This window comes from Burkholderia sp. HI2761 (genome assembly GCF_002223355.1).
Taxonomy (GTDB): Bacteria; Pseudomonadota; Gammaproteobacteria; order Burkholderiales; family Burkholderiaceae; genus Burkholderia.
The window spans coordinates 917,442-938,159 of the sequence record NZ_NKFN01000004.1 but is presented as its reverse complement, the minus strand read 5'-3'; the positions used below and the strand labels follow the sequence as shown (position 1 = coordinate 938,159).

18 protein-coding genes are annotated in these 20,718 nt (G+C 68.1%); 4 read left to right on the top strand and 14 right to left on the bottom strand.

The genetic code is table 11. The features are described from left to right. Window positions 1-4: 4 nt before the first annotated feature. The 3 genes from CFB46_RS11000 to CFB46_RS10990 form a co-directional block, all read right to left on the bottom strand. The gene (locus CFB46_RS11000) at window positions 5-442 is read right to left on the bottom strand and encodes an acyl-CoA thioesterase (RefSeq protein ID WP_027784201.1); all 438 of its coding nucleotides are present in this window, start codon (window positions 440-442) and stop codon (window positions 5-7) included. Between the two features lie 166 nt (window positions 443-608). Continuing rightward, a complete protein-coding gene (locus tag CFB46_RS10995) occupies window positions 609-1,145 on the bottom strand; it encodes an NUDIX domain-containing protein (RefSeq protein ID WP_027784200.1) in 537 nt (178 codons plus the stop codon). A 121-nt stretch (window positions 1,146-1,266) separates the two neighbouring features. Next, complete coding sequence (locus CFB46_RS10990; RefSeq protein WP_089500393.1) at window positions 1,267-2,526, bottom strand: YbfB/YjiJ family MFS transporter; 1,260 nt, start codon at window positions 2,524-2,526, stop codon at window positions 1,267-1,269. Window positions 2,527-2,649: 123 nt separating this feature from the next. Here CFB46_RS10990 and CFB46_RS10985 point away from each other — a divergent pair, with 123 nt between their 5' ends. Continuing rightward, window positions 2,650-3,564, top strand: a complete 915-nt coding sequence (locus tag CFB46_RS10985) for a LysR family transcriptional regulator (protein WP_027784198.1) — start codon at window positions 2,650-2,652, stop codon at window positions 3,562-3,564. Between the two features lie 140 nt (window positions 3,565-3,704). On the opposite strand, the gene alaS is transcribed toward CFB46_RS10985, so the two are convergent. Beyond that, complete coding sequence (alaS, locus tag CFB46_RS10980) at window positions 3,705-6,329, bottom strand: alanine--tRNA ligase (protein ID WP_027784197.1); 2,625 nt, start codon at window positions 6,327-6,329, stop codon at window positions 3,705-3,707. 243 nt (window positions 6,330-6,572) lie between these two features. On the opposite strand from alaS, the gene CFB46_RS10975 reads away from it, so the two are divergent. Then, window positions 6,573-7,793, top strand: coding sequence for a CaiB/BaiF CoA transferase family protein (locus CFB46_RS10975; RefSeq protein WP_027784196.1), 1,221 nt, complete (start codon window positions 6,573-6,575; stop codon window positions 7,791-7,793). A 95-nt stretch (window positions 7,794-7,888) separates the two neighbouring features. On the opposite strand, the gene CFB46_RS10970 is transcribed toward CFB46_RS10975, so the two are convergent. Together CFB46_RS10970 and CFB46_RS10965 are read right to left on the bottom strand one after the other, a co-directional pair. After that, on the bottom strand, window positions 7,889-8,437 hold the full coding sequence (locus CFB46_RS10970) for an RBBP9/YdeN family alpha/beta hydrolase (RefSeq protein ID WP_027784195.1): 549 nt from the start codon (window positions 8,435-8,437) through the stop codon (window positions 7,889-7,891). Between the two features lie 186 nt (window positions 8,438-8,623). Beyond that, complete coding sequence (locus CFB46_RS10965; RefSeq protein ID WP_006497729.1) at window positions 8,624-8,833, bottom strand: ornithine acetyltransferase; 210 nt, start codon at window positions 8,831-8,833, stop codon at window positions 8,624-8,626. 254 nt (window positions 8,834-9,087) lie between these two features. Here CFB46_RS10965 and CFB46_RS10960 point away from each other — a divergent pair, with 254 nt between their 5' ends. Then, window positions 9,088-10,797: a glutamine--tRNA ligase/YqeY domain fusion protein gene (locus CFB46_RS10960; protein ID WP_027784194.1), complete on the top strand. Its 1,710-nt coding sequence runs from the start codon at window positions 9,088-9,090 to the stop codon at window positions 10,795-10,797. A gap of 138 nt (window positions 10,798-10,935) precedes the next feature. Here the strand turns inward: CFB46_RS10960 and CFB46_RS10955 are convergent, their stop codons facing one another. The 3 genes from CFB46_RS10955 to CFB46_RS10945 all read right to left on the bottom strand — a co-directional run bounded on the left by CFB46_RS10955 (window position 10,936) and on the right by CFB46_RS10945 (window position 13,287). Further along, a complete protein-coding gene (locus tag CFB46_RS10955; RefSeq protein WP_027784193.1) occupies window positions 10,936-11,409 on the bottom strand; it encodes an NUDIX hydrolase in 474 nt (157 codons plus the stop codon). Between the two features lie 8 nt (window positions 11,410-11,417). Continuing rightward, window positions 11,418-11,804: a hypothetical protein gene (locus CFB46_RS10950; RefSeq protein ID WP_027784192.1), complete on the bottom strand. Its 387-nt coding sequence runs from the start codon at window positions 11,802-11,804 to the stop codon at window positions 11,418-11,420. Window positions 11,805-11,928: 124 nt separating this feature from the next. After that, entirely contained in the window at window positions 11,929-13,287 is a 1,359-nt protein-coding gene (locus CFB46_RS10945; protein WP_027784191.1) for a cytochrome-c peroxidase, read from the bottom strand. A gap of 223 nt (window positions 13,288-13,510) precedes the next feature. Here CFB46_RS10945 and CFB46_RS10940 point away from each other — a divergent pair, with 223 nt between their 5' ends. After that, window positions 13,511-15,097 carry an acid phosphatase gene (locus tag CFB46_RS10940; protein ID WP_027784190.1) on the top strand — a complete coding sequence of 529 codons (1,587 nt, stop codon included), beginning with the start codon at window positions 13,511-13,513 and terminating at the stop codon, window positions 15,095-15,097. A 109-nt stretch (window positions 15,098-15,206) separates the two neighbouring features. On the opposite strand, the gene CFB46_RS10935 is transcribed toward CFB46_RS10940, so the two are convergent. The 5 genes from CFB46_RS10935 to CFB46_RS10915 are packed head-to-tail and all read right to left on the bottom strand — an operon-like array spanning window position 15,207 to window position 20,700. Next, complete coding sequence (locus tag CFB46_RS10935) at window positions 15,207-16,721, bottom strand: alginate export family protein (RefSeq protein WP_027784189.1); 1,515 nt, start codon at window positions 16,719-16,721, stop codon at window positions 15,207-15,209. Continuing rightward, window positions 16,718-17,416 (bottom strand): YoaK family protein, encoded by a 699-nt coding sequence (locus CFB46_RS10930; RefSeq protein WP_027784188.1) that lies wholly within the window; start codon window positions 17,414-17,416, stop codon window positions 16,718-16,720. Before CFB46_RS10930 ends, CFB46_RS10935 begins: the two co-directional genes overlap by 4 nt. Next, on the bottom strand, window positions 17,413-18,327 hold the full coding sequence (locus tag CFB46_RS10925; RefSeq protein WP_027784187.1) for a VOC family protein: 915 nt from the start codon (window positions 18,325-18,327) through the stop codon (window positions 17,413-17,415). The genes CFB46_RS10930 and CFB46_RS10925 overlap by 4 nt, the downstream gene beginning before the upstream one ends. 26 nt (window positions 18,328-18,353) lie before the next feature. Further along, on the bottom strand, window positions 18,354-18,806 hold the full coding sequence (locus CFB46_RS10920; protein WP_027784186.1) for a DoxX family protein: 453 nt from the start codon (window positions 18,804-18,806) through the stop codon (window positions 18,354-18,356). Window position 18,807: 1 nt separating this feature from the next. Beyond that, window positions 18,808-20,700, bottom strand: coding sequence for an amidohydrolase (locus CFB46_RS10915; RefSeq protein WP_027784185.1), 1,893 nt, complete (start codon window positions 20,698-20,700; stop codon window positions 18,808-18,810). Between the last annotated feature and the right edge of the window lie 18 nt (window positions 20,701-20,718).

Genomic DNA, 20,718 nt, shown 5'->3' with positions numbered 1-20,718 from the left:
ACCGTCAGGCGGCGAGCGGTTCGAGCGCGGCGCGCAGCGCGTCGGGCAGCGGCGCCGGGCGGCGCGTGCCGCGATCGACGTACACGTGCACGAAATGCCCCTGCGCGGCGGGCGATGCATCGCCCTGTGCGAACAGCCCGACTTCATAGCGCACGCTCGACGTGCCGAGCTTCACGACACGCAGGCCCGCGTCGACCGATTGCGGAAACACAAGCGGCGCGAAGTAGTTGCACTGCGTCTCGACGACCAGCCCGATCGTCTGCCCATGCTCGACGTCGAGCACGCCTGTGCGGATCAGATACTCGTTCACGACGGTGTCGAAGTAGCTGTAGTAGACGACGTTGTTCACGTGCCCGTAGACGTCGTTGTCCATCCAGCGGGTCGTGATCGGCAGGAAGTGGCGATAGGCGTCGCGCGGACGCGGCTGCGGCTTGTCGGACATGGCGATGGCGGTCAGGACGATGGAAGCGAAGGGAACGACGGGAACGAAGGGAACGGCGAGGACGACGCGTGACGGCCGCACGACGCGGCGCGCCGGCCGGCAACGAAGCGCCGCGTCGCGATCGCGCGCGCCGCGGCGGATGACACGCTGCGGGCAGGCCGGCCCGTCACTGCCCCGGCCGGTCGACGAATTCGAAATCGAGGCCGCGCGCGCGCATCCAGTCGGCGAGCGCGACGCCCGTGCCGGCGCGCCACGGGCGCAGCAGCGGCGGATCGACGAGCTTGTATTCGAGCAGTTCCGGCGACAGCGACACCGTGCCCGACGCCCGCACGTGATACGCGATGATCAGTTCGTTCTTGCGCACGAACTCGTACACGCCGACGAGCGATACGTGCTCGGCCTTCAGCGCGGTTTCCTCGAATACCTCGCGCGCGATGCCGTCCTCGGGCGTCTCGCCGTTTTCGAGGAAACCGGTGATCAGCGCGAACATCCCTTCGGGCCAGGCCGCGTTGCGCGCGAGCAGGATCTTGCCGTCGAGTTCGACGATCGCGGCGACGACGGGCAGCGGGTTGTTCCAGTGCACGTAGCCGCAGGTGTCGTCGGGGCAGGCCTGGCGAATGCGGCCGCCCTCATGGTCGGGATCGGCACGCTCGGTCAGCGGGCTCGCGCAGCGCGGGCAAAAGCGGTAGTCGGCGGTGGTCATCGATGGAAGTCTGGCGAGCGCCGGACGGCCGACTGCCGGCTGCCCGCGCACCCGCTCGGCGCGGGAAAGGCTTCATTCTAGCGAGTTTGCCCGCGCCCGATACGATCCGGCCCCACCGGTATCAGGATGACCGGCGAGCGTGTGCGGCGGTCGCCGCGAAGCCGCCGGCGCCGATCAGCAGCGCGGCCACCGCGACCCACAGCGCGGGCGTAAACGACCCGAAGCGCGCGGCCAGCGGCGCCGCGACGAGCGGCCCGAGTATCTGCCCGACGCCGTACGACGCGGTCGCATAGCCCATCAGCCCGGCCGCACGCTCGCCGTGCAGGCGCCGCGCCTCGCGCATCGCGAACAGCGTGATCGCGGTGAACGGCAGGCCGAGCAGCGCGCTGCCGATCGAGAAACCGGCCGCGTTCGGCCACACGATTCCGGCCGCGATGCCGAGCGCCTGCGTCGCGCAGCCGGCCGCGAGCAGCAGCCGGTTGTCCCAGTGCCCGGGCAGCCGCGCGGCGGTGATCGCGCCGACGATCAGCGCCGCGCCGAACATCGGCCAGAAGAGGTCGGGCCACGGTGAACCGGCCGGCAGCGCGGCGCGCGCGATCACCGGCAGGAACGTCGCGGTGATGATGTAGCCGAAGCCCGGTGCGCCATACAGCACGACGAGCCAAGCGGCGTCCGCGCGATGGCTTCGCGTGCCGGCCCGCGCCGCCGGCGTGGCGGGTGCGCCGGCGACCGCTTGCGGCGCGGCGGGCGGCGGCGGTGCTGCCTGCGCATGTGCCGAGGCCGGCGCCGCACCGAACGTGCGCCAGATCGCGACCGACAGGACGGCCGACAACGCCGCGAAACCGAGCCAGCCCGCCGCCGCACGCTGGCCCGCCAGCGCACTGCCGATCAGCCCGGTCATGACGATGCCGACGCCCGGCCCCGCGTAGATCACCCCGCTCCATTTGGGCGCGATCAACTCGGCCAGGCGTCGCAACCCCCATTGCGACATGAACACGAACGTCCATGCGCTGACGACGCCCGCGACGAAACGCACGACGAGCCACGCCGGCAGCCAGTGGCCGACGCCCATCGCGGCGGTCAGCAGCACGGTCGCGACGAGCCCGAAACGCACCATCCGCGCGGGCGCCACGCGCAGCGCCGCGCAACTGACCGCGCCGACGAAGTAGCCCGCGTAGTTTGCCGACGCGAGCCAGCCGCCTGCTTTCAGGCCGATCGAGCCGTCCGCGAGCATCAGCGGCAACAGCGGCGTGAACGCGAAACGGCCAACGCCGAGCACGATGGCCAGGCCGATCATGCAGGCGAGCGCGGCCGCGCGGGCACCGCGGTCGGCCTGGTCGGACGAAAGCACGCGGGCGGTCGGAGCATCGAAGCGGGACATGGCGGCATGGGCCGACGCGTCGCGCGCCGGCCGGATCGGGAATCGGAATGCGTCCATCCTAGCTTGACCAAACGTTCTTGAAAAATGAATAATTGAGAATCGACTCATCCCCTGGAGAGAATCATGGACCTGGCGGCGCTGGCGATCTTCCGGGCGGTCGTGCGCGAGAACGGCGTCACGCGCGCGGCGGCCAAGCTCAATCGCGTGCAGTCGAACGTCACGACGCGCATCAAGCAGCTGGAAGAAGAACTCGGCGCGGCGCTGTTCGTGCGCGACGGCCGCCGGCTCGTGCTGACGCCGGCCGGGCATACGCTGCTGCCGTATGCGGAGCGCCTGCTCGCGCTCGCCGACGAGGCGCGCGACGCGGTGCGCGAGGACACGCCGCGCGGCCGGTTGCGGCTCGGCACGATGGAAAGCACGGCGGCGAGCCGGCTGCCGACCATCCTCGCGCGCTACCACCACGCCTGGCCCGACGTATCGCTCGAACTGCTGACGGGCACGACGGGCTGTCTGATCGACCGCGTGCGCGACTTCGAAATCGACGCCGCGCTGTTCGCGCGCCCGCCCGAGCCGGACACGCTGCCCGACACGTTCGAGACGGTGCCGATCTTCCGCGAGGATCTCGTGCTGCTCACCCCGCGCGGCCATCCGCCGGTGCGCACGCCGCGCGACGTGCTCCTGCCGACGCTGATCGCGTTCGAGCGCGGCTGCACGTATCGCAAGTACGTCGAGCGGTGGTACGCGGCGCACGGCGTGAAGCCGGCGCGCGTGCTCGAGCTCGGCTCGTATCACGCGATCGTGGCATGCGTCGCGGCCGGCGCGGGCATCGCGGTCGCGCCGCGTTCGGTGCTCGATCTGCAGCCCGAGAGCGGCAACATCACCGCGCACACGATTCCCGAACTCGAAGGCATCGACACGCTGCTCGCGTGGCGGCAGGGTTATGCGTCGGCGGCGCTCGCCGCGCTGCGCGATGCGCTCACCGACGCCGTACGGCAGCCTGGCGACGCAACGGAGCCGGCCGCGACCGTGCCGGCCTGATCCGGACGTGCACGTCGCCGCATCGAGCGACGTGCACGTCCGGCACAAACAAAACGACCCGACCGGCACCTGCCGATCGGGTCGTTTTTCGATTCACGCGATGCCGTCAGTGCGACGACATCGCATCGGTCGTGCAACGATCAGAGCCGTTCCTCGATCCAGCCCTTCACGCCGGCCAGCGCGCCCGGCAGGTTCGCCGGCTCGGTGCCGCCTGCCTGCGCCATGTCCGGACGGCCGCCGCCCTTGCCGCCGACCTGCTGCGCGACGAAGTTCACGAGTTCGCCGGCCTTGACCTTCTTGCTCGCATCCGGCGTGACGCCCGCGATCAGGCTGACCTTGCCGCCTTCGACGGCCGCCAGCACGATCGCCGCGCTCTTGAGCTTGTCCTTCAGCTTGTCGACCGTTTCGCGCAGCGTCTTCGCGTCGGCGCCGTCGAGCGTCGCGGCCAGCACGTACACGCCGCCGATTTCGACGGCCTGCTGCGCGAGTTCGTCGCCCTGGCTCGATGCGAGCTTCGACTTCAGCGCGCCCAGCTCCTTCTCGAGCGACTTCACCTGGTCCTGCACCTGCGCGATGCGCTGCGTCAGCTCCGACGGCTGCGCCTTCAGCGCCGCCGCCGCTTCGTTCATACGCGCGTCGAGCTCCTGCACGTAGCGCACCGCGTTGTCGCCGGTGATCGCCTCGACGCGGCGGATGCCGGCCGCGACGCCGCCTTCGACGACGATCTTGAACAGGCCGATGTCGCCGGTGCGGTGCACGTGCGTGCCGCCGCACAGTTCGCGCGAGAAGCCGAGGTCGAGCACGCGCACTTCATCGCCGTACTTCTCGCCGAACAGCGCCATCGCGCCGCCCTTCACCGCTTCGTCGTACGGCATCACGCGCACGATGCCCGGCGCGTTCGCGAGGATTTCGTTGTTGACGATCTGCTCGACGCGACGGATTTCGTCGTCGGTCATCGGCGCGTTGTGCGCGAAGTCGAAACGGGTCTTGTCGGCATCGACGAGCGACCCCTTCTGCTGCACGTGCGCGCCGAGCACTTCACGCAGCGCCTTGTGCATCAGGTGGGTGGCCGAGTGGTTGCGCTGCGTGCGGGCGCGGCGATGCGCGTCGATTTCCGCGCGCAGCACGTCGCCGACCTTGAGCGTGCCTTGCTCCAGCGTGCCGTGGTGGCCGACCACGTCGGCCTGCACCTTCAGCGTGTCGGCCACCGCGAAGCGCGTCGCGGCGTTCGCGAGCACGCCCTGGTCGCCGACCTGGCCGCCCGATTCCGCGTAGAACGGCGTGTGGTCGAGCACGACGACCGCATCCTGGCCGGCCTTCACTTCGTTGACGGCCGAACCGTCGACGTACAGCGCGACGACCTTCGCGTCGTCGAACGCGATTTCCTCGTAACCGTGGAACGTGGTCTTCGCGCCCGAGTATTCGAGGCCCTGCGTCGCCTTGAACTTGCCGGCCGCGCGGGCCTGCTCGCGCTGGCGCGCCATCGCGTCGTCGAATGCCGGCTCGTCGACCGTCATCCCGCGCTCGCGGCACACGTCGGCCGTCAGATCCAGCGGGAAGCCGTAGGTGTCGTGCAGCTTGAACGCGAGTTCGCCGTCGAGCACCTTGCCGCCCTTCGCGTCGACGTCGGCCAGCGCGGCTTCGAGGATCGACATGCCGTGCTCGATCGTTTCGAAGAAGCGCTCCTCTTCCTGGCGCAGCACGTCGGTCACGCGCTGTTCGGCTTCCTTCAGCTCCGGATAGGCCGTGCCCATCTCGGCGACGAGGTCGGCCACCAGCTTGTGGAAGAACGCGCCCTTGCGGCCCAGCTTGTAGCCGTGGCGGATCGCGCGGCGCACGATCCGGCGCAGCACGTAGCCGCGGCCTTCGTTGCCGGGGATCACGCCGTCGACGATCAGGAACGAACACGCGCGGATGTGATCGGCGATCACCTTCAGCGAGTTGTTCGTGAGGTCGCTGATTTCGGTCACGCGCGCGGCGGCCTTGATCAGGTTCTGGAACAGGTCGATCTCGTAGTTGCTGTGCACGTGCTGCAGCACCGCGGCCAGGCGCTCGAGGCCCATGCCGGTGTCGACCGACTGCTTCGGCAGACGCGTCATGTTGCCTTGCGCGTCGCGATTGAACTGCATGAACACGAGGTTCCAGATCTCGATGTAGCGGTCGCCGTCTTCTTCGGGCGACCCCGGCGGGCCGCCCCACACGTCCGGGCCGTGGTCGTAGAAGATTTCGGTACACGGGCCGCACGGGCCGGTGTCGCCCATCGTCCAGAAGTTGTCCGACGCGTAGCGCGCGCCCTTGTTGTCGCCGATCCGGATGATCCGCTCGGTCGGCACGCCGACTTCCTTCGCCCAGATGTCGTACGCTTCGTCGTCTTCCTGGTAGACGGTGACCCACAGCTTGTCCTTCGGCAACTGATAGACCGTGGTCAGCAGCTCCCACGCGAACTTGATCGCGTCGTGCTTGAAGTAGTCGCCGAACGAGAAGTTGCCGAGCATCTCGAAGAACGTGTGGTGGCGCGCCGTGTAGCCGACGTTCTCGAGATCGTTGTGCTTGCCGCCCGCGCGCACGCTGCGCTGCGCCGTGGTGGCGCGCGAATACGGGCGCGGGTCCGTGCCGAGGAAGACGTCCTTGAACTGGACCATGCCCGAGTTCGTGAACATCAGCGTGGGATCGTTACCGGGCACGAGGCTCGACGAGCGGACGATCGTGTGGCCCTTCGATTCGAAGAATTTGAGGAATTTCTCGCGGATTTCGGCAGCTTTCATGGCGTGCGGGGACAGTCTGGCAAAGACGGCTTCAAACGCCGGCGCCCCAGGCGGGGCGCGCGGCGGCATGGATTCGGAAACGATCGATTATACGATACAGACCGCCCGCCCAAGCGGCAGCGGCCCGCTGCGCCGGACGACCCGCCTGGGCCACCGGCACGGCCGATTCGCCTTAAGATGCTCGGCATGCCAATCGGCCGTGCCAGGCCGGGCAGGCCAGCGATGAAAGGAGACGATTCGACGATGGGTGCCCTGAGCCATATCCGCGTGCTGGACCTCACCCGCGTGCTCGCGGGCCCGTGGTGCGCGCAGACCCTCGCCGATTTCGGCGCGGACGTGATCAAGGTCGAGCGCCCGGGCGCCGGCGACGACACGCGCCACTGGGGGCCGCCGTACCTGAAGGACGCGGACGGCGCGGACACCGCCGAGGCCGCGTACTACCTCGCGGCGAACCGCAACAAGCGCTCGGTGACGATCGACATCGCGACGCCGGAGGGCCAGCAGATCGTGCGCGAGCTCGCCGCGCAAAGCGACGTCGTGCTCGAGAACTACAAGGTCGGCCAGTTGAAGAAATACGGGCTCGACTACGACTCGCTGCGCGCGGTGAAGCCCGATCTCGTCTACTGCTCGGTCACCGGCTTCGGCCAGACCGGCCCGTATGCCCATCGCGCGGGCTACGACTTCATCGTGCAGGGGATCGGCGGCTTCATGAGCATCACCGGCGAACGCGACGGCGAGCCGGGCGGCGGCCCGCAAAAGGCCGGCGTCGCGATCGCCGATCTCGCGACCGGCCTCTATTCGACCGTCGCCGTGCTCGCCGCGCTCGCGCACCGCGACCGCACGGGCGAAGGCCAGTACATCGACATGGCGCTGCTCGACGTGCAGGTCGCGCTGCTCGCGAACATGAACACCAACTTCCTCGCGAGCGGCAAGCCGCCGGTGCGCTGGGGCAACGCGCATCCGAACATCGTGCCGTACCAGACGTTCCAGACGAGCGACGGCTGGATCATCGTCGCGGTCGGCAACGACGGGCAGTTCCGCAAGTTCGTCGAGGCCGGCGGGCGGCCCGAGCTGGCCGACGACGAGCGCTTCGCGACGAACCCGTCGCGCGTGCGTCACCGCGACACGCTGGTGCCGATCCTCGCGGAGATGGTGAAGGCGCGCGACAAGGCCGACTGGATCGGCGCGCTCGAGGCGGCCGGCGTGCCGTGCGGGCCGATCAACGATCTCGACGAGGTGTTCGACAACGAGCAGGTGGTCGCGCGCGGGATGCAGGTGTCGCTGCCGCATCCGTGCGGCGCGGACGTGAAGCTCGTGCGCAACCCGATCCGGATGAGCGCGACCCCGCCCGACGCGCGCACGGCCCCGCCGCCGCTCGGCGCGCAGACGGACGACGTGCTGCGCGACATGCTCGGCTACGACGACGAGCGGATCGCGGCGTTGAAGGCGAAGCAAGCGATTTGACGCGGTTCGGGTGATGGCGTCGCGGCGGCCGCGGGCGCACGCGGCGACAACGATCGGATCAAACCGTCGCGACTAGCGCACGACGAGCAGACCCGCTAACGCGCGAGCGCATCGAGCCAGCCGCGCGCTTGCGGCCAGTCGCCGAGCCCGCTGTCCGCGTTGATGTGGCCGCGCGGGCCGAGGTCATGGAACGTGCTGCCCCATGCGCGCGCGCAGCCGCGCGCGAATGCGATCGAGCCGTACGGATCGTCGCTGCTTGCGACGACGCAGGTCGGAAACGGCAGCCGCTCGTGCGGCACCGGGCCGAAGCCGTGCGCGTCGGCCGGAAACGCCGGCCCGGCGGGATCGGGCAACGCGACCAGCAGCGCGCCGCGCACTTTCGCGAGCGCGGCCGGCCGCGCGTAGCGGGTCGCCCACCACGCGGCGGTCAGCGTACCGAGGCTGTGGCCGGCGATCAGCACCGGCCCGCGCGCGGCTTCGACCGCCCGGTCGAGCGCGAGACACCAGCCGTTGCGAAATGCCCGCTCCCAGTCGGGCATCGCCACGCGCACGAAGCGCGCGTCGGCGCGCTCCCAGCGGCTTTGCCAGTGGAACGGACCGGAGTTGCCGTAGCCCGGCAGCACGAATACGAGGGGGTCGCTCATGAAAGGATTCGTCGACGAATGAAGTCGTTATGTGGCGTCGACGAAGTGTCGCACACCCGTTCCTCCCTGATACTGCCTGTCGAAAAATGGAAGGGGTGTGCGGGCGGGCCGTTACGCGTACGCAACGGCATCACGCCCGGCCGGCGATCGCGCGAGCACACCGAGGCCCGCGCACGCCGGCGTGAATCAGCGTACGCCGGCGCCGACCAGGCCGCCTGCCGCCGCGCCGGCGACCGTGCCGACCGGCCCGCCCGTGATCAGGTAGCCGAGCGCGCCGCCCGCGGCCGCGCCGATACCGGCATTGCGCTGCGTATGCGTCATCGCGCATGCGCCGAGTTGCGAGAGAGCCGCGACGATCACCGCGGTACGAACGAGAAAAGTGGTCTTCTTCATCATGATTATTGGCTTCCTCCCGCCACGCAAAAATTGCGAATGGCGGCATTGAATCGGTAAAGCCATCATAGGAAAAGCCGAACGGCGCCGGCAATCCGATTTACGTCGTGTTACAGCCGACACACACTCGATATATTGCGGTACGCATCGCGAACGCGCGCCGCCCGACCGGCAGGCCGCGCGGGACGGACCCCGGTCAGGTAGAATTACAGGATTAAACTGGCGCGACGCGCCGACACAACCCTGACGCCAACCGCATGAGCACCGAACGCAACGACGCCCCCGCGGCTTCCAATTTCATCCGCAACATCATCGACGACGACAACCGCACCGGCAAATGGGGCGGCCGCGTCGAGACGCGCTTCCCGCCCGAGCCGAACGGCTATCTGCACATCGGTCACGCGAAGAGCATCTGCCTGAACTTCAGCGTCGCGCGCGACTACGGCGGCGTGTGCCACCTGCGCTTCGACGACACGAACCCGGAAAAGGAAAGCGTCGAATACGTCGACTCGATCGTCGACGCGGTGCGCTGGCTCGGCTTCGACTGGCGCAAGGACGCGGTCGATCATCAGTATTTCGCGAGCGACTACTACGACAAGCTGTACGAATTCGCCGAGTTGCTGATCCAGCGCGGCCACGCGTACGTCGACAGCCAGAGCGCCGACGAAATGCGCGCGAACCGCGGCTCGCTGACCGAAGGCGGCAAGCCGTCGCCGTTCCGCGACCGCTCGCCCGAGGAGAACCTCGACCTGTTCCGCCGCATGAAGGCCGGCGAGTTCAAGGAAGGCGAGCACGTGCTGCGCGCGAAGATCGACATGGCTTCGCCGAACATGAACATGCGCGACCCGGTGATCTACCGGATCCGCTACGCGCACCACTACCGCACCGGCGACGCATGGTGCGTGTATCCGATGTACGACTACACGCACTGCATCTCGGATGCGCTCGAAGGCATCACGCATTCGCTGTGCACGCTCGAGTTCGAGGATCACCGCCCGCTGTACGACTGGGTGCTGAACGAGCTCGCGGAAGCCGGCGTGTTCACGCGCCCGCTGCCGCAACAGATCGAATTCTCGCGGCTGAACCTCACGTACGCGATCACCAGCAAGCGCAAGCTGCTGCAGCTCGTCACCGAAGGCCACGTCGACGGCTGGGACGACCCGCGCATGCCGACGATCGTCGGCATTCGCCGCCGCGGTTTCACGCCGGAGAGCATTCGCCTGTTCTGCGAGCGGATCGGCGTCACGAAGATCGATTCGTGGATCGACATGAGCATCTTCGAAGGCGCGCTGCGCGACGACCTCGACGAGAAGGCCGCGCGTACGGTCGCGGTGCTCGATCCGCTGAAGCTCGTGATCGACAACTATCCGGAAGACCTCGAGGAAGCCTGCACGGCGCCCGTGCATCCGCATCATCCGGACCGCGGCGTGCGCACGTTCCCGATCTCGCGCGAACTGTGGATCGAGCGCGAGGATTTCGTCGAGAATCCGCCGAAGGGCTATTTCCGCCTGTTCCCGGGCAACAAGGTGCGCCTGCGCTATGGCTACGTGATCGAGTGCACGGGCTTCGACAAGGACGCCGACGGCAACGTGACGGCCGTGCACTGCAATTACTTCCCGGACAGCAAGTCGGGCACCGAAGGCGCGAACACGTACAAGGTCAAGGGCAACATCCACTGGGTCAGCGCGAAGCACGCGCAGCCGGCCGAAGTGCGGATCTACGATCGCCTGTTCAAGGAGCCGCACCCGGACGCGGGCGGCGCGAACTTCCTCGAAGCGCTGAACCCCGATTCGAAGAAGATCGTGCAGGCGTACGTCGAGCCGGGCAACGGCGACGTCGCGCCGGAAACGCGCCTGCAGTTCGAGCGCCACGGCTACTTCGTTGCAGACCGTGTCGATTCGAAGCCGGGCCAACCGGTGTTCAACCGGATCGTCGGGCTGCGCGACAGCTGGGGCAAGCCGGCCTGACGGCCCCTGCTCCGCGCGGGCGGCGTGCGGCTTCGCGAGCCGCCGCTGCCTGTCCATGAAAAAACCGGCTCCAGGGCCGGTTTTTTCATGGACGTGCGCCGAACGACGACAGGCGGCAGCGCAAGCCGCAACGCCCGTTCAGGCGCCCGACAGCCGCCGATGCAGTTCCACCAGCGACAGCTTCGTGCGAAACAGTCGCGCGAGACTGCGGCTCGCATAGGTGTCGATGTCGCCCGGCACGGTCCAGCGGTACGCATCCATCTCGGGAATCATCGAGCCGTCGCGACGGCTCGGAAACAGCGACGTACACGTGCAGTGCGCGGGATCGATCTCGCCTTCGGCCACCTGCACCGCGAACAGGTGCAGATCCTTGTCGTGCCGGTATGCGAAGCGGCCTAGATCGAGCAACCGTGCCGGCGCGAACTCGATGCCGGTTTCCTCGAGCAGTTCGCGCAGCGCGGCATCGGCCGGCGTCTCGCCCGGTTCGCCCTGCCCCTTCGGGATGTCCCAGTGCGTGGTGTCCGTCGCGTGCGCAAGAAACACGCGGCCGGCCGCATCGAGGATCACGACGCCGCACGACACCGTGCGCGGCGCGTCGCCCCGCTTCGTCATGCGCGTGCTCAGCGCTTCTGCAGCTGCCACTTGCCCGCGGCCGTCTTGCAGTAGACGGGCTTGAGCGTCATCGTCTGGCCCTTCGCGGTGATTTCGGTCGCGACTTCGCGGCAGGTCTTGCCGTCCGCCTCGGTCGTGCTCGGCGTGAGCTTCGCGTCGATCTGCGTGCCGCGGCCGCTGCTCTGCCACGTCGTGGTTTCGCCATCCTTGCCTTCGTCGCGCGCCTGCACGACCGCTTGGGAGAGCGACGCGCGGTCGGTCTTGCTGAAATAGCTGATCGGCGTGTCGTTCAGGAAGTTCAGGTTGTTCTGTGCATGGGCGGGCAGCATCGCAGCTGCACACGCGGCGCCGGCCAGCACACGCGTGACGACGGAAAGGGATGCACGCATCGACATGTTTTTCTCCTTGGATGTTCGATCGAACGGTGCGGCGCATGCCGGCGAACCGGGGGCCGGCCCTCTGGCACGCGCCACGCCCGTCAGCGAGCGAGCATAGCATGCGTGCCGCAAGGGCCGTCGTCTAGCGCGCGGCCGACGTTGCCGCCGGTTGATATCCATCAGTCAGCGTGCCGAGGAACGCGATGACGTCCTTGATCTCGGCCGCGTTCAGCGCCGGCTGCTCGCCGCGCTTGCGGTCGAACGGCGGCTCGCGGTTGATGTTCGGCCAGTAGCGCTTCGGCAAATCGTCGTAGATCTGCACCTTGCCGTGCACGACCGGGTAGAACTTCTCCGGATGGATGTCGCGTTCGACGTAGAAACGCATCACGTCCTCGAGCGAGTGATACACGCCGTTGTGAAAGAACGTCTTGCGCAACGCGACGTTGCGCAGCGACGGCGTGCGGAACAGCCCGCAGAATTCGTCGCGCCCCTTCAGGTCGGTGCGTTCGGGGCCGCATGCGCCGAGATCATGGAAGCGCGGGTCGCGATTGACGGGCAGCGCGCGGTTGCGCGGCACCGCGATCGCGATCAGCCCGAAATCGCTGAACTGCGGCGGCCCGCCTTCGAGCGTGCGCTGGCTGATGTGGCAGCTCGCGCAGTTGCCCTTCTTCTCGTCGTTGAACAACTGCAGCCCGTGCAACTCCGCGGGCGTGAGCTGCGCGTGGCCGGCCAGATACGCGTCGTATTTGCTCGTGTACGGATCGAACAGCGCGGGCTGCTGCTGGAATGCATCGAGCGCGCGCAGCACCGCACCGAACGTCGCCTGGTCGTCGCCGAGCACCTGGTCGCCGAACGCCTTGCGGAATGCGTCGACATACGGGGCGGCGCGAACCGCCTTCGCGACCCGCGCGGGCGAACTGCTCATCTCGAACGGCGACGTGAGCGGAATGCGCGCCTGCGCATCGCGCGTATCGACGCGACCGTCCCAGGTCAGCCCGCCGGTCGGACCCGCGTCGATGCTTTCGTCACCCTCGTCCGGCGAATCGTGGAAGTGCTCGCTGAACGGCGGGATGCCGCGCAGATACTTCAGCGACGGTACCGCGCGAAAGCCGGTCCGGTGCATGTCGTCGCCGCCCAGCTGCACCGACAGCGCGTTCGGCGGCCCGAACGCATGCTCGGCGCTATGGCATGACGCACAAGCGAGCTTACCGGACCCGGACAACGACGGATCGAAGAACAGCTGCTTGCCGAGTGCCGTCATCTGCTTCACGCCCTCGAACACCTGCGCGCGCGTCTGCGGCTGGCCGGCCGGCGCGACCGCCGGAGCAGCCGGGGTAGCCGGAGCGGCCTGAGCCGCCGGTACGACGGACGCGGCCGACGCGTTCGTGCCGGGCCGCGCATCGCAACCGGCGAGCGCCGCGAGCGCGCCGGCCACTGCGAGCGCCGCCGCGGCGGGGATCAGCGATCGCGCGGACGCGAAGGATTTCAGAAGGGTGTGCATCGTCGTTGTTCTAGTAGCGGTGGGCAATCGGCCGGAGCTTATGTCAGTTCCGTGACCGTTGAATGACGTTCGACCGACAGTCAATTGAAAGCGCCCCTACACCCGGCTGTCAAATCGGTTCCAGATAATGCGCGCAGCCGGGCGGTACCGCGAGGTTCGTGCGCCGGCCCTCCCGCCACCCGGTTCCCACACGCGACCAACGACGAAAGAGAGAGAACATCGCATGAAGAAGCACGCCTGGATTCGCTGCACGCCGATCGCCCTTGCGGCCGCGCTCAGCCTGACCGCCTGCGGCGGCGACGACGTCACGCAGCAGGGCCTGTCGGCCGTCAAGAACGTCGTCGTGATCTACGCTGAAAACCGCAGCTTCGACAACCTGTACGGCAACTTCCCGGGCGCGAACGGTCTGCAGAACGCGACGGCCGCGAACTCGGTGCAGAAGGATCGCGACGGCTCGACGATGGCGACGCTGCCGAAGATCTGGGGCGGCCTGACCGCCACCGGCATCACGCCGGCGGTGACCGAGGCGATGACGGCGAACCTGCCGAACGCGCCGTTCGCGATCGACGATCCGAAGGGCTTCAACCAGTCGATGAGCATCGCGACGCGCGACATCGTGCATCGCTTCTATCAGGACCAGATGCAGATCAACGGCGGCAAGAACGACATGTACGCCGCATGGACCGACGCTGGCGGCCTGACGATGGGCCACTACACGGCCGATCCGTCGAAGCTGCCGCTGTGGAAAATCGCGCAGCAGTACGTGCTCGCGGACAACTTCTTCATGGGCGCGTTCGGCGGGTCGTTCCTGAACCACCAGTACCTGATCTGCGCGTGCGCACCGTACTACCCGAACGCCGACAAGAGCCCGGCGGCCGGCAAGATTGCCGTGCTGAACGCCGACGGCAAGTCGCTGAAGGTCGCGACGAACTCGCCGGCTTCCGCGTTGAGCGGCCCGCCGAAGTTCGTCAACGACGGCGCGCTCACGCCCGACTTCTACGGCATCAACACGATGCAGCCGGCGTATCAGCCGAGCGGCAACAAGGCGGCCACAGGCGGCGACCCGCTGCTCGCCGATCCGGCCAATGCGTCGACGATGCCGCCGCAGACGGCGACCAACATCGGCGACCTGATGACCAATGCGGGCGTGTCGTGGGCATGGTATGGCGGCGCATGGGGCCAGGCGCTGCAGGCGAGCCAGAACGGCACGTCGAACGTGATCTATGGCGCCGACCTGTCGACGCCGAACTTCCAGCCGCACCACCAGCCGTTCAACTACTTCGCGAACCAGGCACCGGGCACCGCGAGCCGCGCGCAACACCTGCTCGACGGCGGCGCGAACGGCGCCGAGTTCATCAAGGCGATCGATGCGGGCACGCTGCCGCAGGTCGCGTTCTACAAGCCGCAAGGCAACCTGAACGAGCACCCGGGTTACACGGACGTCACGTCCGGCGACCAGCACATCGCCGACGTGATCGCGCACCTGCAGGCCAGCCCGCAGTGGAAGAACATGGTCGTGGTCGTCACGTACGACGAAAACGGCGGCTTCTGGGATCACGCCACGCCGCCGAATGCCGACCGCTGGGGCCCGGGCACGCGCATTCCGGCGCTGATCGTGTCGCCGTATGCGAAGAAGGGCTTCGTGGACCACACGCAGTACGACACGGGTTCGATCCTGCGCTTCATCACGCGCCGCTTCTCGCTGCCGCGCCTCGCGGGCCTGCAGCAGCGCGACGACGCGCTGAAGGCGAACGGCGCGCAGCCGATGGGCGACCTGACGAACGCGCTCGCGCTGTCGCCGAACCTGTAATCGCGTCGCGATCGCGAACGGGCCGGGCACGCTGCCGGCCCGTTCGAACGAAGAGCGGCCCCTCGGGGCCGCTCTTTTTTTCATGCGCGCACGATGCCGCGTGGCTGCGTCACCATCCGTACTTCAGCTCGACGCCGACGTAGTCGGCGTTGTGCCCGCCCGCCTGCCGGATCGCGTCGCCTACCTGGAAATGCACGGCCTCGACCGCGCCGATCAGGTTCGCGGCGATCGTCCAGTCCGCGCGCAGCTGTACGTACATGCCCGTCCACAACCCGCCCTTGCCCGCCGTGCCCGGCACCGGGATGTTCGGCTGCTGATAGACGGCATCGCCGGTCGTCTCGCGCCACTGGAAACCCAATGCGCCGAGCAGCGACAGGTTCGGCGACGGCTTCAGCGTCACGGACGGCTTCACGTGAATCAGGTTCGCGTAACTCGTATAACCGGCCAGCGTGAAGTAATAGCCGTTCGGAAACAGCGGATTGAAGGTGCCGACGCGTCCGTCGTGCGGATGCCGGTCGCCCGATGCCGCGTCGACCTGCAGCGCGATGCGCGGCGACCACGGCGCGTCGAGCTTGTAGCCGGCAATCGAACCGACGGCCCACGCGCCGATCGTGGCGTTGCCGACCGTGCCGGTCTGCAGCATCGTTTCGAGATCCCAGTCGAAGCGGCCCTGCGTGCCCGTGTAGCGCACATCCCACACGTCGCGATGCTCGGGGCCGCTCGCATCGAGAAAACGCGCGCTGTTGCGGTTGTAGCGCGACCAGTAGCCGGACAGATCGCCGGGCCCGACCGACTGCCGCTCGAAGCGCACGCCGCTGAACGTGAGATCGCGATTCGACACGTCGTCGAAATCGGACGCGTTGCGGTTCTGCACCGGCTGCGTCGCATAGCCGATGAAGCGCCACTTTCCGTATTCGTAATCGGCCCAGACCGCATCGAACGCCAGCCGCACGTTCGGGCCGTCGCGCGTGGCGATGAAGCGCTGCAGGTCGAACGCCATCTCCTGACGGCCGACGCGGAACTTGACCGTGCCACCCCCGAGCGCACCCGTGTAGGTCGCGAACGCCTGTTCGAGATCGAGCGGGTTTCTGTCGACCGGCGACACCGCGTTCTTGCCGAACGCGCGTGCATCCTGCAATTGCGCGAAGAACTGCCAGTGCCGGCCGAGATGCGCATCGGCATGCACTTCGACGCGCTGGATCAGGTACGTATCCGATTGCGCGGATCCGATGCCGAACAGCGGCGCGTCGTTGGTCTCCAGACGGTCGCGCAGGTTCACACCGAGCGACAGATAGGAGGCCGGATCGTTGCCGAGCGGAATGTACTTCAACCCGTCGAGCGGCGCACGCGGCACGCAGGGATTCGCGAGCACGGACCAGTCTTCCTGCCAGCGGTTGAACAGCACCGTGGGCCGCTTGGCGGTGCACGTCGATGCGGTGGTGGCTGCGGACGTCGAGGCCGGCGCCCGTTCTTGCGCCGAAGCTGGCGTCGGAGCCGAGGTAGACACGGCTGCCGTTTCCGCGAACGCGGCCTCGGCACCCGCGAACAGCAGTCCCGCGACGACCGACACGCGCACGGCCCGCTCGAAGCGGCGGCCGCGGCGTCTCCTCCGTCGCTCGATCATGCGCGCTCCTGCGTGGTTGCACCGGCCGATTGCGCGGCGCACAGCGCAAGCGCGGCGAGCGCGCCGACGGGAACCAGCAGCGCCAGGAATCCGACATGGCGGAACCCGAGCGCCCCGCACGCCGCGCCGAGCGCGAACGCGACGATCGCCGGCAGCATCTTCGCGAAGCGTGCGCGCGCGGTTGCGCGCACGCTGTCCGCCGTGCCGGGCGACAGCATGTCGACGGCATCCAGGATCGCCTGCGTGACGTTGCCGGTCATCACCGTATTCGGCACGCCGCCCGCGCGCGCGATCACGCGCGGATGCGCGTTCTGCACGCCCATCGCGAACGTGCCCACGATGCCGGCCACCAGCGCCGCGAGACTGTCGGGCTGCGTGACGGGCGTCGCCCACACGCCGGCCGCGCAGAAGCCGAGCAGCAGCACGGCCTGCACCGCGTGCAGCACGCGCGTGCCCTGCCACGCCGGCCGCGCGGACATCGACCGCGCGATCAGGCTGCTCGCGATCACGCCGCACACGAACGCCGGAAACACGCTGAGCTTGAGCACGACGCCCTGGCCGAAGCCCGCGATGCCCGCGCCGATCAGCACGAAGTTGCCGGTCACGTGCGCGGTGAACAGCCCGAACAGCGCGACGAAGCTCAGCGTGTCGACGAAGCCGGCCACCGCGGCAAGGATCGTGTCCTCGTGCTTCATCGCGCCGCACTCGCGTGAATCTCGGCGACGTAGCCGCCCGGGAACTGCACGAGCGCCGCATCGCGGCCGTCCGACTTGAACGGCGGCACGAGCACCGTCACGCCCGCGGCTTCGGCCTGCTTCAGCGTCGCGGCGAGATCGGGCACTTCGTAGCCGGTCATCTCGCGGCCGAACGGGTAAGGCAGATGACCATCCGTCACCAGCACGGTCATCCTGCCGAAGCCCGATTCGATGCGAATGCGGCGATAGTTATCGTCCGGCCGGCCGATCTCGATACCCGGCGCTTTCAGGTTGTCGGACACCACCTTGCCTTTCGAGAACTTGACGAAGTCGTGCACGAACTTGCGTACGCTTTGCGGCGAGACGTACACGCGGTTCTCGGGGATGGTCTGCAGCGCGTCGTAATGCGGCGCCTGCGTGTGCCAGTACAGCTGCATGTTCACGCCGCCCGCCCACGTGACGATCGCGTCGCGGCCGATCGGATCGGGAAACGTGTCGACGATCACGTCGGCACCGTGCTCGCGAGCCGACTTCACGGCGACGTCCATGTCGGTCACGAGATAGCCGGTGCGCTCCGCACAGAACGGATACGGGATCGGCGTCTTGAAGCCGAACACCGAGATCGTGCCGACCGGCGTGAGCACGAGCTGCGACATCGTCTGGCTCGGCGTCGGCGTGACCTGGAACACGCCCTGCTTCGACTTCTTGCCGCCGAAGGTCGCGACGAAACTGTCGGTGAAGCGGTCGAAGTCGTCCGGCGCGACGCACACGTGGGTCGTGTCGTACTGCGGACCGACCGCCACCGTCGGGACCACCGCGGGCGGCGCCGGCGGTTTCGCGAACGTCACGGGGGCGACGGCGAGGCCGCCCGCGAGCATCGCGGCGAGCAGCACTGAACGGAGGGATTTCATCACGGGATGTCCTGATTGTTGCATCGTCATCGAATGGAGCGGCCATCATCGGCCGGTTGCCGCGCATCGTCGAGCACGGTCGCGAGCACGAGTGCCGCGATCAGCCCGAGATGCTCGAAAAAGCTGTTGAGCGCCATGAAGTGCTCGGCGCCCGAACGGTTCCAGAAATCGTTCGCCACGAACATCGCGACGAGCGTCAGCATGCCGAGGCTGCCGGCGCCGAGCCACGTGAAGCGGCGAAACACCACGCACAGCGAGCCGGCGATCTCGACCGCGATCGCGAGCGCCGCCCACAGCGCGGCCGGCTGCAGGCCGAAATGCGCCTGCTCCGCGACCGCGCCGTTGAAGTCGAGCGCCTTCGCGACGCCGCCGAGCAGATAGGCGGACACCAGCGCGAGGCGCGCGAGCGGCAGGACCCACGGCTGCGACAGCAGCACGCGGATCCACGCGGGGGCGCCGTAAGCGATGCGCGTCGTCATGTCAGACCGCCCAGCACGAACAGCCGAACGCGCCCCAGAAGCCCTTCGCATCCGACGTCGGCAACGCACGGCCCCACGCACTCGCGTGCGCATGCCCGTGCACGTTGCATGCGCTCGAACAGCCGCACGCCGCGGCGGCCGCCGCCGCGCGCTGCAACGGCGCACCGCTGCGCTGCGCCGCGCCCCAGCCGCCGTAACCGCCGTACTCGCGCACCGGCGACCAGTCGGGCATCGCCGGCGGAATCGGCGCGTCGTGCGACGCGAACGGCCCCGCGCCCCACACGATCTTGCCGCCGACCACCGTCAGCAACGCACTCGTGGCGACGATATCGTCCTCCGCGCACGTGAAGAAATCGCGATCCGGGACCATCAGGTCGGCAAGCTGCCCGACCGCGATGCGCCCTTTCTTGCCTTCTTCGTTCGAGAACCACGTCACGTATTCGGTCCACATCCGCAGCGCGGTTTCGCGATCGAGCAGATTGCGCTGCGGATACAGGCGCAAACCGCCGACCGTCTTGCCCGTCACGAGCCACGCGAGCGACACCCACGGGTTGTACGACGCGACGCGCGTCGCATCGGTGCCGGCCGACACCTTGAGCCCCTTGGCAAGCATCTTCGCCACCGGCGGCGTGGCCTCCGCGGCTTGCGCGCCGTAACGCTCGACGAAGTATTCGCCCTGGTACGCCATGCGGTGCTGCACCGCGACGCCGCCGCCGAGCGCGGCGATCCGATCCATCGATTTCTCGGAGATCGTTTCCGCGTGATCGAAGAACCAGTTCAGCCCTTCAAGCGGGATGTCCGCGTTGACCTTCTCGAACACGTCGAGCGCACGGCTGATCGTTTCGTCGTAGGTCGCATGCATGCGCCACGGCCAGCGATTCTGCGCGAGCACGCGCACGACGCCTTCGAGATCGTCCTCCATCTGGGCGGGCAGATCCGGGCGCGCGACGCGGAAGTCCTCAAAGTCGGCCGCGGAGAATACCAGCATTTCGCCCGCGCCGTTATTGCGGAAATAGTCGGTGCCGTCGTGGTACTTGACGCTCCTGGTCCAGTTCACGAAGTCTTCCTTCTCGGCATTCGGCTTCTGCGTGAACAGGTTGTAGGCGATGCGCACCGTCATCTCGCCCGCATCGTGCAGCTTGCGGATCACTTCGTAATCGTCGGGATAATTCTGCGACCCGCCGCCCGCGTCGATCACGCCCGTCACGCCCAGCCGGTTCAGCTCGCGCATGAAATGGCGCGTCGAGTTGTACTGATACTCGAACGGCAGCTTCGGGCCCTTCGCGAGCGTCGCGTAGAGGATCGTCGCGTTCGGGTTCGCGAGCAGCAACCCGGTCGGATTGCCGGCGGCATCGCGCAGGATCGTGCCGCCCGGCGGCTCGGGCGTGTCCTTCGTGTAGCCGACCACCCGCAGCGCCGCCGCGTTCAACAACGCGCGATCGTACAGGTGCAGGATGAACACGGGCGTATCGGGCGCGACTGCATTGAGTTCGTCGATCGTCGGCAGCCGTTTCTCCACGAACTGATGTTCGGTGAAGCCGCCGACCACGCGCACCCACTGCGGCGCGGGCGTGATCGCGACCTGGCGCTTCAGCATCTCCATTGCGACCGCGAGCGAGCGCACGCCGTCCCAGCGCAGCTCCAGGTTGTAGTTCAGGCCGCCGCGAATCACGTGCGTATGGTTGTCGATCAGGCCCGGCAGCACGGTACGGCCGTCGAGGTCGACGACCTTCGTCGCACGGCCCGCGAGCGGCACGATCTCCGCGTTGCCGCCGACCGCGACGAAGCGGCCGTCCTTGATCGCGACGGCGGTGGCCACCGGGTTTGCACGATCGAGCGTCGTGATGCGCCCGTTGTGCAGGATGAGATCGGGTTGGGTATCGGTTGCGCTCATGAATTGTCCTCGATGCGG

Bases quoted from the DNA above. Each gene is read 5' to 3' on its own strand.
- CFB46_RS10915 (WP_027784185.1), bottom strand. From the start codon at position 20,700: ATGAGCGCAACCGATACCCAACCCGATCTCATCCTGCACAACGGGCGC.
- CFB46_RS10965 (WP_006497729.1), bottom strand. From the start codon at position 8,833: ATGATGAAGAAGACCACTTTTCTCGTTCGTACCGCGGTGATCGTCGCG.
- CFB46_RS10940 (WP_027784190.1), top strand. From the start codon at position 13,511: ATGAAGAAGCACGCCTGGATTCGCTGCACGCCGATCGCCCTTGCGGCC.
- CFB46_RS11000 (WP_027784201.1), bottom strand. From the start codon at position 442: ATGTCCGACAAGCCGCAGCCGCGTCCGCGCGACGCCTATCGCCACTTC.
- CFB46_RS10945 (WP_027784191.1), bottom strand. From the start codon at position 13,287: ATGCACACCCTTCTGAAATCCTTCGCGTCCGCGCGATCGCTGATCCCC.
- alaS (WP_027784197.1), bottom strand. From the start codon at position 6,329: ATGAAAGCTGCCGAAATCCGCGAGAAATTCCTCAAATTCTTCGAATCG.
- CFB46_RS10955 (WP_027784193.1), bottom strand. From the start codon at position 11,409: ATGACGAAGCGGGGCGACGCGCCGCGCACGGTGTCGTGCGGCGTCGTG.
- CFB46_RS10925 (WP_027784187.1), bottom strand. From the start codon at position 18,327: ATGAAATCCCTCCGTTCAGTGCTGCTCGCCGCGATGCTCGCGGGCGGC.
- CFB46_RS10930 (WP_027784188.1), bottom strand. From the start codon at position 17,416: ATGAAGCACGAGGACACGATCCTTGCCGCGGTGGCCGGCTTCGTCGAC.
- CFB46_RS10975 (WP_027784196.1), top strand. From the start codon at position 6,573: ATGGGTGCCCTGAGCCATATCCGCGTGCTGGACCTCACCCGCGTGCTC.
- CFB46_RS10950 (WP_027784192.1), bottom strand. From the start codon at position 11,804: ATGTCGATGCGTGCATCCCTTTCCGTCGTCACGCGTGTGCTGGCCGGC.
- CFB46_RS10960 (WP_027784194.1), top strand. From the start codon at position 9,088: ATGAGCACCGAACGCAACGACGCCCCCGCGGCTTCCAATTTCATCCGC.
- CFB46_RS10995 (WP_027784200.1), bottom strand. From the start codon at position 1,145: ATGACCACCGCCGACTACCGCTTTTGCCCGCGCTGCGCGAGCCCGCTG.
- CFB46_RS10970 (WP_027784195.1), bottom strand. From the start codon at position 8,437: ATGAGCGACCCCCTCGTATTCGTGCTGCCGGGCTACGGCAACTCCGGT.
- CFB46_RS10990 (WP_089500393.1), bottom strand. From the start codon at position 2,526: ATGTCCCGCTTCGATGCTCCGACCGCCCGCGTGCTTTCGTCCGACCAG.
- CFB46_RS10920 (WP_027784186.1), bottom strand. From the start codon at position 18,806: ATGACGACGCGCATCGCTTACGGCGCCCCCGCGTGGATCCGCGTGCTG.
- CFB46_RS10985 (WP_027784198.1), top strand. From the start codon at position 2,650: ATGGACCTGGCGGCGCTGGCGATCTTCCGGGCGGTCGTGCGCGAGAAC.
- CFB46_RS10935 (WP_027784189.1), bottom strand. From the start codon at position 16,721: ATGATCGAGCGACGGAGGAGACGCCGCGGCCGCCGCTTCGAGCGGGCC.